Source organism: Cupriavidus yeoncheonensis (assembly GCF_905397275.1).
Taxonomy (GTDB): domain Bacteria; phylum Pseudomonadota; class Gammaproteobacteria; order Burkholderiales; family Burkholderiaceae; genus Cupriavidus; species Cupriavidus yeoncheonensis.
In genome coordinates this window covers 13,351-27,730 of the sequence record NZ_CAJPUY010000035.1, presented here as the reverse complement: position 1 = coordinate 27,730, position 14,380 = coordinate 13,351, and the positions used below count along the sequence as shown (strand labels likewise).

The 14,380-nt window shown below is 66.2% G+C and carries 15 protein-coding genes; 5 read left to right on the top strand and 10 right to left on the bottom strand.

Annotation, left to right across the window (positions count from 1 at the left end):
- Window positions 1-40: 40 nt before the first annotated feature.
- The 3 genes from KHO22_RS30125 to KHO22_RS30115 form a co-directional block, all read right to left on the bottom strand.
- Window positions 41-1,744: an adenylate/guanylate cyclase domain-containing protein gene (locus KHO22_RS30125; protein WP_211950843.1), complete on the bottom strand. Its 1,704-nt coding sequence runs from the start codon at window positions 1,742-1,744 to the stop codon at window positions 41-43.
- Between the two features lie 105 nt (window positions 1,745-1,849).
- Entirely contained in the window at window positions 1,850-2,140 is a 291-nt protein-coding gene (locus KHO22_RS30120; RefSeq protein WP_420839668.1) for a cupredoxin domain-containing protein, read from the bottom strand.
- Window positions 2,141-2,241: 101 nt separating this feature from the next.
- A complete protein-coding gene (locus KHO22_RS30115; RefSeq protein ID WP_211950841.1) occupies window positions 2,242-3,186 on the bottom strand; it encodes a metallophosphoesterase family protein in 945 nt (314 codons plus the stop codon).
- 221 nt (window positions 3,187-3,407) lie between these two features.
- On the opposite strand from KHO22_RS30115, the gene KHO22_RS30110 reads away from it, so the two are divergent.
- The 5 genes from KHO22_RS30110 to KHO22_RS30090 all read left to right on the top strand — a co-directional run bounded on the left by KHO22_RS30110 (window position 3,408) and on the right by KHO22_RS30090 (window position 6,190).
- A complete protein-coding gene (locus tag KHO22_RS30110; RefSeq protein WP_211950840.1) occupies window positions 3,408-3,725 on the top strand; it encodes a DUF4148 domain-containing protein in 318 nt (105 codons plus the stop codon).
- Between the two features lie 228 nt (window positions 3,726-3,953).
- Window positions 3,954-4,475 (top strand): dethiobiotin synthetase, encoded by a 522-nt coding sequence (locus KHO22_RS30105; RefSeq protein ID WP_211950839.1) that lies wholly within the window; start codon window positions 3,954-3,956, stop codon window positions 4,473-4,475.
- Window positions 4,476-4,532: 57 nt separating this feature from the next.
- The gene (locus tag KHO22_RS30100; protein WP_211950838.1) at window positions 4,533-5,147 is read left to right on the top strand and encodes an RNA polymerase sigma factor; all 615 of its coding nucleotides are present in this window, start codon (window positions 4,533-4,535) and stop codon (window positions 5,145-5,147) included.
- Window positions 5,137-5,805, top strand: coding sequence for an anti-sigma factor (locus KHO22_RS30095; protein WP_211950837.1), 669 nt, complete (start codon window positions 5,137-5,139; stop codon window positions 5,803-5,805). The genes KHO22_RS30100 and KHO22_RS30095 overlap by 11 nt, the downstream gene beginning before the upstream one ends.
- Window positions 5,806-5,965: 160 nt before the next feature.
- Window positions 5,966-6,190, top strand: coding sequence for a hypothetical protein (locus KHO22_RS30090; RefSeq protein WP_211950836.1), 225 nt, complete (start codon window positions 5,966-5,968; stop codon window positions 6,188-6,190).
- Between the two features lie 79 nt (window positions 6,191-6,269).
- On the opposite strand, the gene KHO22_RS30085 is transcribed toward KHO22_RS30090, so the two are convergent.
- From KHO22_RS30085 to KHO22_RS30055, 7 genes are all read right to left on the bottom strand, one after another.
- Window positions 6,270-7,880, bottom strand: coding sequence for a S10 family peptidase (locus KHO22_RS30085; protein ID WP_211950835.1), 1,611 nt, complete (start codon window positions 7,878-7,880; stop codon window positions 6,270-6,272).
- A gap of 40 nt (window positions 7,881-7,920) precedes the next feature.
- The gene (locus tag KHO22_RS30080) at window positions 7,921-9,582 is read right to left on the bottom strand and encodes a S53 family peptidase (protein ID WP_211950834.1); all 1,662 of its coding nucleotides are present in this window, start codon (window positions 9,580-9,582) and stop codon (window positions 7,921-7,923) included.
- 243 nt (window positions 9,583-9,825) lie between these two features.
- Window positions 9,826-10,380 (bottom strand): transporter suffix domain-containing protein, encoded by a 555-nt coding sequence (locus tag KHO22_RS30075; protein ID WP_211950833.1) that lies wholly within the window; start codon window positions 10,378-10,380, stop codon window positions 9,826-9,828.
- 146 nt (window positions 10,381-10,526) lie between these two features.
- On the bottom strand, window positions 10,527-11,156 hold the full coding sequence (locus tag KHO22_RS30070; protein WP_230427088.1) for a hypothetical protein: 630 nt from the start codon (window positions 11,154-11,156) through the stop codon (window positions 10,527-10,529).
- 16 nt (window positions 11,157-11,172) lie between these two features.
- Window positions 11,173-11,775, bottom strand: coding sequence for a hypothetical protein (locus KHO22_RS30065; protein WP_420839667.1), 603 nt, complete (start codon window positions 11,773-11,775; stop codon window positions 11,173-11,175).
- Between the two features lie 238 nt (window positions 11,776-12,013).
- The gene (locus KHO22_RS30060) at window positions 12,014-12,871 is read right to left on the bottom strand and encodes a hypothetical protein (RefSeq protein WP_230427087.1); all 858 of its coding nucleotides are present in this window, start codon (window positions 12,869-12,871) and stop codon (window positions 12,014-12,016) included.
- A 312-nt stretch (window positions 12,872-13,183) separates the two neighbouring features.
- Window positions 13,184-14,323 carry a helix-turn-helix transcriptional regulator gene (locus KHO22_RS30055; RefSeq protein WP_211950831.1) on the bottom strand — a complete coding sequence of 380 codons (1,140 nt, stop codon included), beginning with the start codon at window positions 14,321-14,323 and terminating at the stop codon, window positions 13,184-13,186.
- Window positions 14,324-14,380 lie beyond the last annotated feature (57 nt).

Below are 14,380 nucleotides of genomic sequence, written 5' to 3'. Positions count from 1 at the left end.
CCGGCATGCCCGGCGGCGACTTCGCAGTGCGTGGCAAGGGTCAGGCCGCGGGCGTTGGCATCTGGGCCGCCCTGGACAGGACGCGGACCGGCACCGGCTCATCGCGGCCCCGCAGGCGGGCAACAACACCGGGCAGGTCAGAGGGCGAAACGCCGGCATGGTGGAATACCTGATCCGAAACGATCGCCTCGCACGCCATCTCCCTGGTCAGCTGTTCAAGTCTGGAGGCCACGTTCAGCGGATCGCCGATGGCGGTGAAGGTGACATGTTCGCTGAACCCGATCTGCCCCATGACCGCACGGCCGCAATGCAGTCCGATGCCAAACCGGATTCCTGTCTGCAACTGCTGCTGGAGCACAGCGTTGAGTTCGTCGATCCTGGCCGCCACCAGCGGTACGGCGCGAAGCGCCTGCCGGCAGGCGGTTGAGGGGTCGCTGCTCAAGCCAAAGATTGCGAGCACCGCGTCTCCCGGGAACTGGTTCGGCTGGCCGCCAGCCTGGACCACCGCGGCGCAGACCGCGCCCACGAAGCGGCTGACCACGAAAATGCTGTCAAACGGCAGTTGTGACGCGGCAAGCCTGGTCGAATCCCGCATGTCCACGAACATGAACGCGGCGAATCGCTCCTGTGGCATGACATCCTGCTGGCGACGCTGCAGGAAGGCTGCCGATGCCGTCGGTGGCACGAGTGGCCACACCGAGAGATCGTGGGTCGGCCGCAACTGGCAGGCAAGCCGCAATGTCTGCGGGTCCGCGCCCAGCCGCTCCAGGACACGCCGCTCCGCCGCGGCAGGCGCGGGCAGCGGCGCGTCGCTGAGCACACGCACCCGGCACAGCGTACATCGGGCACGACCACCACAGGTGCTGGCATGGGGAATGCCGGCCAGGCGGCTGGCCTCGAGCACCGAGAATCCGCGCGGCGCGAGTACCTTTCGCCCGTTGGGATACAGGATGGCGAACCGCCCACCCCTGCGCTCGCGGACCGTTCGCGCCAGTCGCGCGGCCAGTAGCAGCAGCAGCGCACCGCCATCGAAGAGCAGGAAATCATTGCGCAGCCCGGCGAGCCAGAGATTCTGCGGCCGTGTGCCGATGGTCGCCGGCCGGATCGCGGCGGCGCGCCAGGCCGGGTCCCGCGCAAGGGCGACCACCTCGCGTCCGCCCTGCAGGAAGCCCAGCAACGCGAGCACCGGGAGCAGCACGGCGGCGCTCGTCAGCACGCTCCGCCATGCGCCGAACCATGGCTTCAAGCGCAGCCAGAACCAGACGCCGTAGCACCCGTGCAGCCAGGCGACTACCAGCAGCGCGAGCTGCACCCGGGCAAAGAACGGGGAATCGATCCAGAACGCGTACAGGACCTGCGCATAACCTTTGTCCAGGCCGAACTCGGCAAAGGCGATGCGCGTGTTCACAACATGATTGGCCAGCAGCGGAGGGATGCACAAGCCGAGCAGCAGTTGCGCCATTTCACCCGGGGTCCAGTACAGCGAGCGCCGTTCGTACAGGGCCCACAGTCCCAGGAAGAAATGCGTGACCAGTGAGCCGTACAGGAGAATCGTGCCGAGCCATCCCTGCCAGATGAATTTCTGGACCAGCAGATCGCGCTCCAGCCATGCGAGCGAAATATTCCCGAGAGCGTGGTTGAGCAGGTGCGTGCCGACGTAGCTGAACAGCACCAGGCCGGTTGCCAGGCGCACGGATCGCACGCTGGTTGGCCACAAGCGGCGCAGATAGGGCATACCAGGCATGCGCGGCCCTCCACGTATCCCGAACCGGATCGCACACCTGGCAAGAGTCCGCTATCCAGGGCCGCCTGCAAACTGGCGGCGGCCCTGGCCCTCGGCGGATCTCGCCTACTGCACGGTGACGGTCGCCTTCATATGCGGGTGTATCCCGCAAAATATAGTGTAGACGCCAGGCTTCTCGAACCTGAACTGATACGTATCGCCCTGATCGAGCGCGCTGGAACGGAACAGGCCGGTTTCGCTGACGACCGTGTGGGGTTCGCTGTCCAGGTTCTTCCAGGTCACTGCCGAGCCGGCCTTGATGTTGAGGGACATCGGCGAGAACATGAAATTCCTGATCGTGACGACATTGGCATCCTGCGCCTGCGCCACCGTGAACACTGAGGCCAGTGCCGCCATAAGCATCGCCTTTAGCATCGCCCGCCCGATGGAGATGGCGAATGCGCTTTGAATGATCGTGGATAGCATGATAGGGGTCCTTGGTGAGTGCGGGGACGGGTTCAGGCGAGCGTTGCATCGGCGAGTGTCGCCCTGAGCGGAGACTGCGAGATCCTGATGCTGGTCACGCCAAGCATGCCGCGGAGCTGGTCGTCCGGCACCTTCAGCGGCATGGGGCCGGGGCCATTTCCGGCCGCTGGTTGCGGATAGGCGGTCGAACGCGCCGTATGGAAGGTGACGTTTCCCTCCACCCTGGAAACGATCTGATGGATATGTCCGTTCAGGACCGTGACGGATCCGAAACGCTTCAGGTAGTTCAGCGCCTGGGGTGCGTCGCTGGTGCCCCAACCCCAGGGTTCATAGATCGTCCACATCGGCATGTGGGCAAAGACGACGATCGGCGTGCTGGCCGAGCGCCCCTTCAGGTCGCGTTCCAGCCAGGCAAGCTGGTCGTCGCCCAGGCTGCCGAGACCGTTCGCCTTGAAATGCATGACATTGACGAGCCCGATGAAATGCACGCCGCTGTGGTCGAAGCTGTAATAGCCCCGGTTGTCCGAGGCCCGGCCGAAGCGATTGAAGTACTCGGTGCCGGGTCCGTCCGTCACATCATGTTCGCCGGGCACGGTGTGCAACTCCGTGATCTGCAATCCCGACAGCAATTGGGCCGCGAGGTCGAACTCCGCAGGCCTCGAAAGGTGGGTGATGTCGCCGGTGTGGATCGTCAGGGCCGGCCTGACCGGCATGGCGTTGACGAGGTCGATCGTCTGCCTGAGCGTCCCCGGCACATCCGGATTGGCGTCCTTGTTGAAGCCGATATGCGTATCGCTGATCTGAAGGAAGAGGGGAACGCCCGCACGCGCTGATTGCGCATTGGCGTTGGCGGCCAGGGACAACTCCACTGGCGTGAGGATGCCGCCGGCCAGGACAAAGAGGGTGCCGGCGCTGCCGAACGCGAGGCATTTCAATGCGCCGCGGCGCGACGGATCGGATGGAAGATCTGATGACATGGTGTCCTCTCGGATCGGGTTCATGGGATAGACCGCCGATCAGCCGGCGGGCCTCCGTTGGGGGGCATTCGCTAAACCGCCGCGGCACCCGCTTTATTCCGGTCCGGCAGCGTCTTGCGCCGTTCGCGTGCCGTCGGGAATTTGCGGGGCAGACCGCCGGTTATGCATGCAAGCGCGCCCAGGACAGCGGCGCGTTTGCCCGCCTCCCAAGGAGTTGTGAAATGAAAACCAGATCGTTGAAATGGCTGTATCGCGTGCTCGCCATTGCGTCACCCGTCTACCTCGCCGCCGGCTTCGCCCAGGCACAAACTGCGGCATCGAGCGACATGCCCCAGGTCACGCGCGCCGGCATCCTGAGAGAACTCCAGGAACTCGAGGCCGTTGGCTACAACCCTGCCGCCCCCGGTGAAACGCGGTATCCGGACAACCTGCAGCAGGCATTGCAGAAGCTGGATGCGAAACATCGGGCGGAAGCCGCCATCGCCCCCGGCACCACAGCCGCGACCGCCAGGCCGGCTCAGACCACCGTCACGCAGTGAACCGGGCCTGCGGGTTTGGTGGCCCCAATGGCGAGCCACGCAAGCACGCAGGCGCCCGAACGTTGCGCAGCCTCTTGCGGTCGACACCGCCCGGCCAGCCGTGGCGGATGGTCCGGTTCCGCAGCATCGGTTCGCGAATCAACGCAATTGGCCGGGCCTCGATCGGGAGCGCGCGAGTTTCACCGTGACGGTCACCCTGGCGCTCCTCATGACTGTCGGAGTTCAACCATGATTTCAACCTTCTCAAACAGGCGCGGCCTGGCGCTCCGTATCCGGCAGGCGAGGCTGCTGCCGGCGCTGGCGGCCTCGGCCCTGGCGGTCGCCTGCGCAAGTCCCGCGTGGCAATCCGTGCCGCCGGGCGCCAGCGAGGCGGAGCTGCAAGCCACGCTGGGCGCGCCGCGCGAGGTCTATCGGCTTGCGGATGGTTCCCGCCGCTGGCTCTATTCCGCGCCGGGCGAAGCCAGGTGGGCCGCCCAGATCGACCCGGACGGGCGCGTCGTTAGTGTCAGGCAGGTGCTGACCGCTGAAGAGTTCGGCATGGCCAGGATCGGCGAGTGGACCATGCAGGACGTGCAGGTCCACTTCGGAAAGCCCGCGGAAAGCACCTATTTCCCGCTCATGCGGCGCAAGGTCTGGAGTTATCGCTTCGCGGCGGACGGCGTGCAGTACTCGACCATGCACTTCTACTTCAATCCCGAGGGCCTGCTGGTGCTCACGCAGGTCTTTCCGGACTTCCTCAACGACTCGTAGTCCGGAATAAATCGCCGCGGCCGACGGTAGGACAGGTGCAAGACAGAGGAGGGCACCGTGAACGCTAGTGACGAGTCCAGCCGTTTCGCTGAGGTAACGCTGCCGCATCTCGACGCTGCCTACAACCTGGCACGTTGGCTGAGCGGCAGCGCAAACGACGCGGACGATATCGTGCAGGAAGCCTACTTGCGCGCTTTTCGCTTCTTCAACACCTTTCGTGGGGGCAACGCGCGCGCGTGGCTGCTTGCCATCGTCAGGAACACGTGGTTCAGCGAATGGCGCCGGCGCTCCGACGCCGCCGACGGCACGCCATTCGACGAAGTCCTCCACGGCGGCGAGCGGCTGCCCGGATGGGTGGACGATATCGGCAGCGATCCCGAAACGCTGGCGGTACGCCGCGACGACGCGAAGCTGGTGCACCGTGCGCTCGAGCAACTCCCGGTCGAATATCGCGAGGTGCTCGTGCTGCGCGAACTGGAAGACATGAGCTACCGCGACATCGCCAGCGTCGCCGGCATTCCGATCGGCACCGTGATGTCGCGGCTGGCGCGCGGCCGCCATCTCCTCTGCACCGCAGTCCGGGCCGCGCAGACGCAAGGCCAGGGCAGCCGCACCCCGCTTGCCCCAATGCCCGTACCGGGCCGTTCGATGGGAGCCAATCATGGACGATGACAAGGCGATGACTTCGCTGAACGATCTGCTGCGCGATGGCTCGCTTCACTACCGTGCGCCGTCGTACCTGCGCGCACGCGTGGAGGCCGGCCTGCCGCGCAAATCGCGCCGTTTGCCGTGGCTGACATGGCGCCTGCGCTCCATGAATCCTGCGTTGGCGTTGGCAGGCGGCGGTCTTGCCGGGGTCGCCGCTTCCGCAGTGGTAGTTGCCATGCTCTCGCTGGTACCCGCGCGGCAAACCGGCAGGATGGGGCAGGAACTCGTGACGAGCCACGTCCGCGCGCTGCTGTCGCAACACTCCATGGACGTGCTGTCAACCGACCAGCACACGGTGAAGCCCTGGTTCAACGGGCGGCTCGACTACGCGCCGCCGGTCATCCGCTTGCCCGCAGGGGACTTCCCGCTGGCTGGCGGCCGCGTTGACTACGTCGACCATCGCATGGTGGCGGTGCTGATCTACCGCTACCAGCAGCACCCGATCGATCTCTATGTCATTCCGGCGGCGAGCGGCGTTTCCACCCCGGTGGCCGATTCATCCGACGGCTACTCGATCGTCCATTGGCACCAGAAGGGCATGGACTTCTGGGCGATCAGCGACGCGGAGCCGGTTCATGTGAATGCGTTCGCGCAGGCCATCCGGACGGAACTGGGCAACTGAACAGGGAATAAACAGCGTGCCGGTGCAGTTGGACTGGTGTATGACGAACCCGAAGGGAAGGGGCACCAGCCTCCTGGAAACGGGCCCGCCATGCAGATACAGTGCGAAGCCCTGACGGCGACGCGAATGGAAGCCATCCCTGTTTCATTAGGAGACTGTCGTGAAAATCCTGTCCACTGTTGTTCTCGCTGCATTGACTTCGTTCGGGGCCCTGGCCCATGCAAGCAACCTGCCGGTCGATTCCGCCGGCGGCAAGACGCATGTCAACGGGCCGCGCGACCCGTACACCGATGGGGCCAAGGCAGGCAAGTTTGACGTCTACTCGGAGGGTGCGAGGAGCGTCACGGATCGGCGTGATCCGTTCACCGACGGCGCGCACAGCTGAGCCGCCATCGACGCGCGGGGAAGAGCAGGGCGGGCCGAGGCCCGCCCTGTTTCATCGATCTCGCCGCCGCCGCGCGCGTTCAATATGGCGTCCGGCTCAACCGCCTCCGATACCGCGCCGCATACATCTCCTGCGGCTCCCGCGCCGGCAGCGCGGCCTGGATCGCCTCGATATGCCGATCGGAGCCCGCATAGAAGCCCGACAGGTCGGCCTTCATCGCCGTGCGAGAGTCATTGTCGAGGTAAATCATGTGGCCGGACGGATAGTTCCTGACGGTCAGCGTGGTCGCGACGCCCGCGTGCGCGGCGGGCATGTTCTGGAAATTGAGGATGGTCTGGAAGAACGGGGTCACGGCGTCGTAGTAGCCATTGGCCGAGAACACCCTCAGGTATGGATTCAGCGCCATCGCCGCAGCGAGATCGCCGGCCGTGTAGAGGTCTTCGACGCCGCCGCGTTGCGCGCCGGTCGGGTCGACATGGCCGAAGTTCCAGTTGAGGAAGGCCTGGTCGTTCAGGTCCATGAACGGCGAGGTCGACGTGAACTGCAGCTCCTCGTTGAGATACACGTTCCACATCGCCGTATAGACGCCGCCGACGGCGGTCATGGTGGGATCGTTGCCGCCGGAGTTCGGGGCGATGTATTCGGCGATGCCCGTGTCCTGTGCCGTCACGCGTCCGTCGTAGGCGCCCACGGCAAGGCCCTCGTCCAGCAGCAGGCTGGTCAGGAATACCGAGCCGCTCGCCGTCGACGGGTCCAGCTTCCAGTACCGGAGGACCTCCGGCGGAATGCCGAGAATGGCGCTCAGGTACTTCAGCGACTTCGGGTCGGCCTTCGGGAAGCCGGATAGCGCGTCGATGTAGGCATCGACGGCGAACGCCTCCACGTCATCCATGAACGCCGGCAGCTTGGCGGGCACCGGCGACAGCGTGACCTTCTTGTGGAACCACGCGTCGGCCGCGAGCGTGGGAAGCAGCCCGACGGCATTGCCCGCCTGCGAATAGTCGAGGATCGACGACTGCAGCACGATGCCGTTCAGGTCCACGCCATCCTCGTGCAGCAGCCAGGTCAGCACGCAGGTACGCGGCGTTCCGTAGGACTCCCCGAACAGGTACTTCGGCGAATTCCAGCGGTTGAACACGGTCAGATAGCGCTTGATGAACTGCCTGATGCAGCCGGCATCCTCGTCCACGCCCCAGAAGTCCTTGTTGGTGCCCGGCGCAATCGCGGCGGAATACCCCGTTCCGACGGGGTTGATGAAGACGAGGTCGGTGTGGTCGAGCAGGCAGTCCCCGTTGTCTTCCAGCCCATACGGCGCGGGCGGCGTGAAGCCGGGCATGCTGGTCCTGATCCGGCGCGGTCCGAAGGAGCCGAGCAGCAGGAAGACCGACGACGATCCGGGGCCGCCGTTGTAGAAGAACGTCACCGGACGCGCGGCGGCGGTCGCGCCATTGAGCGTGAAGGCGACATAGAACAGCTTGGCGGCCGGCATCGCGCTGTACGGGTCGGTGGTCACCAGATGCCCGGCGCGCGCCGTGTAGTCGAGCGACTTGCCATTGAGCTTCAGCGTGTGCTGCGTGGTGGCCGCTGTCTCCGTGACGTCGGTGACCGAATCGTCCGGGCCATACCCGTATGGCGTGGTATCGACGAGCGGTTCATCGGGCGGGACTTCCTTTCTGGTCGTCGGACTCATTGCATTGGTCTCCGTGTTCGAAGTAGCAATCGCGCCGGCCTCAGACGGCGGCCAGGGCTGCGAGCAGTCCCTGGCCGTCGGGCACGCCCCAGCCGCTGACTGCGTCGAAGCCCGCGCCGGCCGTATAGCCCTTGCCGGGACTGGGGCGCGAGGTGTTCTGGCCCGACACGATGTCGCTGAAGCCCGCGCGTCCCACGTCGCCCTTGTAGAGCAGCGGTGCCAGGAAGCGCTGCCGCTTGGCGGCCGGCAACGCCGCGTCGATGCGCGCCACCAGCGCGGCCCACAACGGCGCGGCGGCGCTGGTGCCGCCGTCCGGAAATGGCTGGCCGTCGAGCAGCAGGTCATAGAGTGGCGGCCCGGCCAGCGCTGCCACATCGGGCACCACGCGTCCGTCTGTCGCGCCGGGATTGAGCGACGCAACCGAGACGGTCTGCCAGGGCGGCCTGGAATTCAGGACGCTCACGCCACCGCCGGTCGACCCGCCGCCCTGTTGCGTACGCTCGCCCGGCGCTTCCCACCATGCCACTTCCTGGGTCTTTCCGTCCGCCTGCGCCACCAGCATGGTGCCGCCGACGCTCAACACGTAGGGACTCGAGGTCGGGAACACGACGTGGCAGCGCTTGCCCGGCTGGTTGCAGCCGCTGCCGTCGTCGCCCGACGATACGCACACGGTCATGCCCTGCATCGCCGCGATCTGGAGCCGCTGGTTGATGGATGCCATCGCGCCATGGCTCCAGTCCGCCGCCTCTTCGGCGAGCCCGTAGCTGACGGACAGCGCCACTGGCACCGGCCCGCTTCCCGACGTCACCTCGTCGAGCAGGTTGATCCAGCCGCTCTCGCCCCACGTCGCGAAATACACGCCGATATCCGCCTTCGGGCAGAGCCCGGCGACGATCTGGATGTCCATCATGGTCTCGGCGGTCTGCATGAAGAGCAGATCCTGCAGGTCCTTGGGGAGTTCCTGGATCTCGGCCCTGAACTGCTGTTCGCTGAGCGGCGACAGGCCGACGCTTTCGATCCTCACCGCGGGCAGCGGCAATCCCTGCCGCTTGCAGAACGCGGCGACGTCCGAGGGAAGGTAGGCGGGCGGCAGCACATGCCCGTTGCCGATGTTCTGGCCGAACTCGGCGATGGCGACCGTCCTGCCGGCCCCGTCGCCAGCAGGGAAGCGGTATCGCTTCACGAGGTCTGCCGGGGTCAGCGGGGCAAGGGCCTGCGCCGCTGCCAGCGCCGCCGCCTGCGCATGACGCTGCGCCATGCGGCGCTGGTCCAGCCCGAACACGCCCTCCACGACATCGGCGATCTCGCCCGGCACCATCAGCACGCCGTGGCGCGCGCGGACCTGGCCCTGTCCGGGAATGTGGTAGATGCCGAGTTCGGGCCTGAACGCTGCGATCATCGCCGACGCCGGTCCGCTTACCCGGATGCTGCGTCCACCCTGCTTCACCTCGACGACCTGGAGCCCATAGGCGCGCAGCACATCCCCTACCTTGCGGACCGTTTCCGCCGGCACGCCGAAGCGCTGCGCGATCTCTTCCCGCGACAACGCCTTGTCGGGCATCTGCCCCGGTGCTGGGAGTGCCGGCCCTTTGAGCGTGACGGTGACTTCGACGGTCGCGTGCGGGTCCACGTCGCGAACCCGGATGGCGTTGTGCGGCAGCGGCCTGCGACTGCCAGCAAGCTGTACATGGGTGTCCGCCATGTTCTCCTCCGACGCTGGCCCTAGGGTCTAGACCCTTACCTGCGGGCGGTCGTGCGTTGCGTGACTTCCGGATCTTGCCTCCCGCCTCACCGGCAGGCTCAAACGATCTTAGGTATTGCCCGGAGATTCGTCAAAAACGATCCCCTCCTGAACGTTTTCTATATCTGTGATAACGCAGATGAAAGACGGCTGCCGTGCCTGCCGGGCCAGGCAATGTTCGTCACCGACGCGGTCGGGTGCCGTTCAGTCAGGCGCTTGCGCGCCTCGGACCCCACCACCCGGCTCGCCGTCGTCCACCACGCGTGCGGTGCGGATGAACAGCGCCCGCAGCTTGTTCCAGAATTCGCCGCCGAGCACGAAGATGCTGGCGATCAGCATCGCGTCGCCCAGCAGTTGCGCTTCCCAGCGCTTCGGTCGGAAGTCTGGCCAGATCGCGTCCACGTAAGGCTCCAGCATCGCCGAGAGCAGCGGCAGGCAGAACATCGCGAGACCGACCACATGGCGAACCGGCCCGACGGTGTCGACGGAAGCGGCGCGCCTCAGGTGCCGGAGCAGTACTCCTTTCACCCGCATGAATCCCGGCTTGCCCATCACGGCGACGCTGACCAGCAGCATGATCTTGTTGCCAACCACGATGGCGCCGGTCAGCGTGGCAATCTGCGTGGGGGAGGCACCAGCCGAGGCCGCCAGCGGAACCGCCAGCCATGCCGCGTACGCCAGGACCAGAACGCCGATGCCGGCCCGGAAGCGCCAGGTGCCGGATGCAAGGGATCCGGCCAGCGTATGAGGATTTGCCATGCTCACACTCCTCCTCAGGGCGGCGTGCTCGACATGCTATCGCCCGGGCTCAGGAAATGCCTGCCGCGCAGCGGACAGCAGATGCGCCGGTTCTGTCTGCTTGCGGAAGGGGGGATAGTGAGGAAGGATAACGCAGGCAAGTGACCCTAGAAGCTGACACCCAGCGAAAGGATCGCGACCTGCTCGTGCGAGCCAGGGTTGAACCAGTAGAAGCCTGCGGTGACCTTGCGCACGGTGACCTGGAAAAAGCCGCCTCGCTGAAGATCGCGGTCCCCCCCGTAGATCCGCGTACGCTGGGCGACGAGGCCCAGTCTCAGCCATTCGATGGGGCGGTAGCCAAGCTCGCTCCAGGCATAGAGATATCCCGGCTCCGCGCCGTTTGGATCCAGGTATTCGGCTTCGATGTAGTAATCGAGCTTTTTGTAGGCCACGCTGGCCTCCAGTCCGCCGATCACGCCGTGGGTCGAGCCCCACACGAATCCGACGATAGGCGTCGCCTTGAACTGGACGGTTTCGCCCCCCGAGAATGACCAGCCGAGGAATGCCGACTGCGAGTGCTTCGCCTCGTAGTTGGCTCTCGCCTCAAGGTGGAGTTGCGATTTCTCCGCGATGAAGATCCCGCTGAGATAGTCGCCGCTCTCGCGCGGCATGTTCCAGTAGCCCGTTGCCGAGAAAGTCCACGGTGCGCCGGCAGGCTGCGCGGCGGCGTCGGGTGCAGGCGGGGGCGGCTCCTGCGCGCGGACGCCGGCCGCCGCAAGCGTGAGGGCCGCAAGCAAGGTCGCGGATCGCACTTCAGCCACCCAGCGCAATGACCGCGGCAGTCAGGGCGACCCCCCCGGCCGCCATGCCGAAGCCGGTGGCCCAGCTGCCGATGCCTGCGTAGCGGCCCAGCGCCCAGCCGGCGATGAACAGCATGGCGAGGGTCAGCACGCGCGAGACGAACAGTGCCTGGCGGACGTCCGCCAGCAGCACGAACGGCAGCGCTACCGGAAACGTGGTCAGGACGACAATGCAGAAGATCCGCACGGACGCGAGCAGGTCGCCCAGGTTCAGGCGGGGACGGGCCGGCAGCGTTGGCGCTCCGGCGAGCCGCGCCCGCATGGATTCCAGTTCCGTCTCCGTCACCAGCGACCTTATTTTCCGGGGCAGGGCATCGCGCATGAGACCGATGGCCGCCGACCGGTCGCTCGCATTCCTGACGGCAATTGCCAGCGTGAGCTTCTGGCCGCGTGCCGCCAGCGTGCGAACCAGGAACATAACCGCGTCGACCAGCCCCCACGCCAGATTGCACCCCAACGCGGCATGGAGCATGGTGCGGGGGTTGGCATCCGGCCCGCCGGCGCCGCTCGCCACTGCACCGACAAAGGTGAGCGCCATAAAGAGGCCAAAGCACATCTCGGAGACGCGATCCACCACGTCCAGCACCGGCTCTCGCAGCTCCGCGTCGTCCGGCGCGACCGTCGTGCCTGCGCCGATGGTTGTCTTGGGTGTATTGGCCACGGAGAGCTCCCGGTAACTGGATCGATGATCGAACGGGGTAATAGGAGGCAGCTGGCAATGACTCCCGGCACCGGCAATGCCTCCTGCAAGCTAGGACCGTCGCGAGGCGGCATCTTCCCGAAAGGCGAGGGGCTCAGAAGCGAAACGCCACGCTCAGCATGGGACCCTTCAGTGTCAGTCTTTGCACCAGGTCGTCGTCTCCAAGCTGATACTTCAGGTAGCGATAGGTCAGTTGCACATCTCCCCACTTCGCCGCATACGCCGCCCCCGCGGATGCCTGCACCGTATACCTGGAGGAACCGGTACCGACATCGAAGTAGTAGGGCAGGTACCATCGCTCGGAGTTGCCAAGACGGACGCGCCCGCGGACACCGATGATGGCGTCGACGATATTCGCCGTCTGCGACAGGCTTCCTTCCCTCGCCAGCGTCGCGCCCTGTCCCGTGAACGTGGCGGACAGTGACCAGTTCGCGTTCGCACTCAGGTTCAGGTACCGAAGCCCGCCGAGTGGCTCGACCGTGCCCCAGGGCACGCGCAGCGCCGTATAGGCCGCGGCCAGTCCGAACAGGCCGCCGGTCAGGCTGCTGCCTGCTCCGGTTTCCACATTGCGCGGGATGCCAACCGCGGCACCATTGCCGGCGCCGACCGCATTGACGTTGGTCTGCTGGTGACTGAAATCCAGATAGGCTGCATCGGCCAGGATCGTCCAGTTCCCCTTGCTGGCCTCGGCCTGCAACATGAGCAGGAACTGCAGGTTCTGGAGATAGCTGTCCGGCCCCGTGCCCACGTCGAGTCTGCCACCTCCGGTCGACGACGATCCGGAGAATCTCAGGGCTCCGCTCACATTGGGTAACCAGAGGTAGGGACCAATCGCGAATCGCCAGCCGTTCGCATCCGGCGCTTCTGCGTGCGCCGAGGCGGCCGCGATCGCAAGGACGATCGCGATACCCAGACGATTCCCGAGCCAGCCGCCTTGTCGCGTGTTTCCCATGCTTCACGCCTCCGCGCTTCCAGTGGGGCCGAGCGCCGCCCCGATCAGCACGCAGACCCGACGGCCCGCGCCAGTCGCCGACCATGGATGCGTGTCTGCCTCTCCAGACAATGTGTTGCCTGGCCGATGGCATGTCCGGCCTGCCGCGGGTCGAACCGAGGCCTGTGCCGTTCCGTGAACCGTCTGACTCGTCTCGCGATGACAATCCGGCGTCCGCGGTACGTCACATTCGGCCGGATTCGCCCTATGACCATAGGGCAGAGACTCCCCGAATGCAACCCGGCCGCACGATCGCCAGAGCTGGCTATCCCTTCACCCCATTCCCACCACGCTGGACAGCAGCATCTTCACCAGCACCGCTTGCCGCGTCGCCCCGGTCTTGGCAAAGATCCCCCTCAGATGCGCGCGCACCGTATTTTTCTTCACGCCCAGCCGGGTGGCGGCTTCATCCAGCGTCAGCCCGTCGACCATCAGCAAGGCGAGTTCGATCTCGGTCGGCGTCAGCTGATACAGCTTGCGCAGGCTGGCATGCGTGTTGCGCGGCGACCCCGCCGGATCGCGGATGAATACCGCCACCGCAGGCCGCACCGCCTTGTCTTCGCTGCGGTAGCTGAGCGGAATCGGCCGCACCAGTACGCTCAACGGCGTGGCCGCGGCGGGCCGGTTCAGGGTCGTGACTTCGCTGCGATGGGCGGCTGCCGCGTGGGCCTGCGCCGCGCCTTCCAGGATCTTGCGGAACTTGCGGTTCTCCACCGGGCAATGCGCTTGCAGGCTGTTGTCGGACAGGTAAAGCCCGTCGCGCGCCTGCAGCAGCCGCGCGGCGACGTCGTTGCAGCGGATCGTCTTGCCATGCTCATCGAGGATGATGGTTCCGACCAGCAGGCGGTCCACGGCTTCCGCGTACAGGGCGCGCTCGGATTGCAGCACGTCCAGCGCGGCATGCAGGTCGACCGCGCGCTTCAGGTGCGGCAGCAGTGCCTGCAGCAGCGTCTTGTCGGCTTCGCCAAAGTCCTGGCCCGCGCCGCCGCGGCTGATGAACAGCGCGCATTCGACGCCATCCGGCGTGACCAGGTTGGCCGCCAGGATATAGCGCAGGCCGAGTGGCTGCAGGTACTGCGTATAGAACGGGTGCGCCAGCCAGCCCGCTTCGCCGAACAGTTCGTCGGCGCTGAAGAGGCGGTCCGGATGCAGGTCGAGGAAGGGGCACAGCGCGTAGTACTGCTCGCTGTACGAGGGCTCGCCCGGCAGGTGCGGGCCGTAGCCGGAGGCGTTGACGATCAGGCCGGGGCGGTCTGTCGCGGGGTGGCGCAGCACCAGCGTGGCGAAGACGGCGTCAAGGCGCTGGCGTGCGCTTTCCAGGAAGCCGGCCCAGGGCACGGCCTCGGTCGGGCCCTGGTAGAGCTGGGCGAGCAGGGCGCTGAGTTCGGCGGCCGGCAGGGAGTCTGGCAGCATGATGACGGTAGCTCGTTGCAGGGCAAGGGAAATGGCGGACCACCCGCCATTTCCATC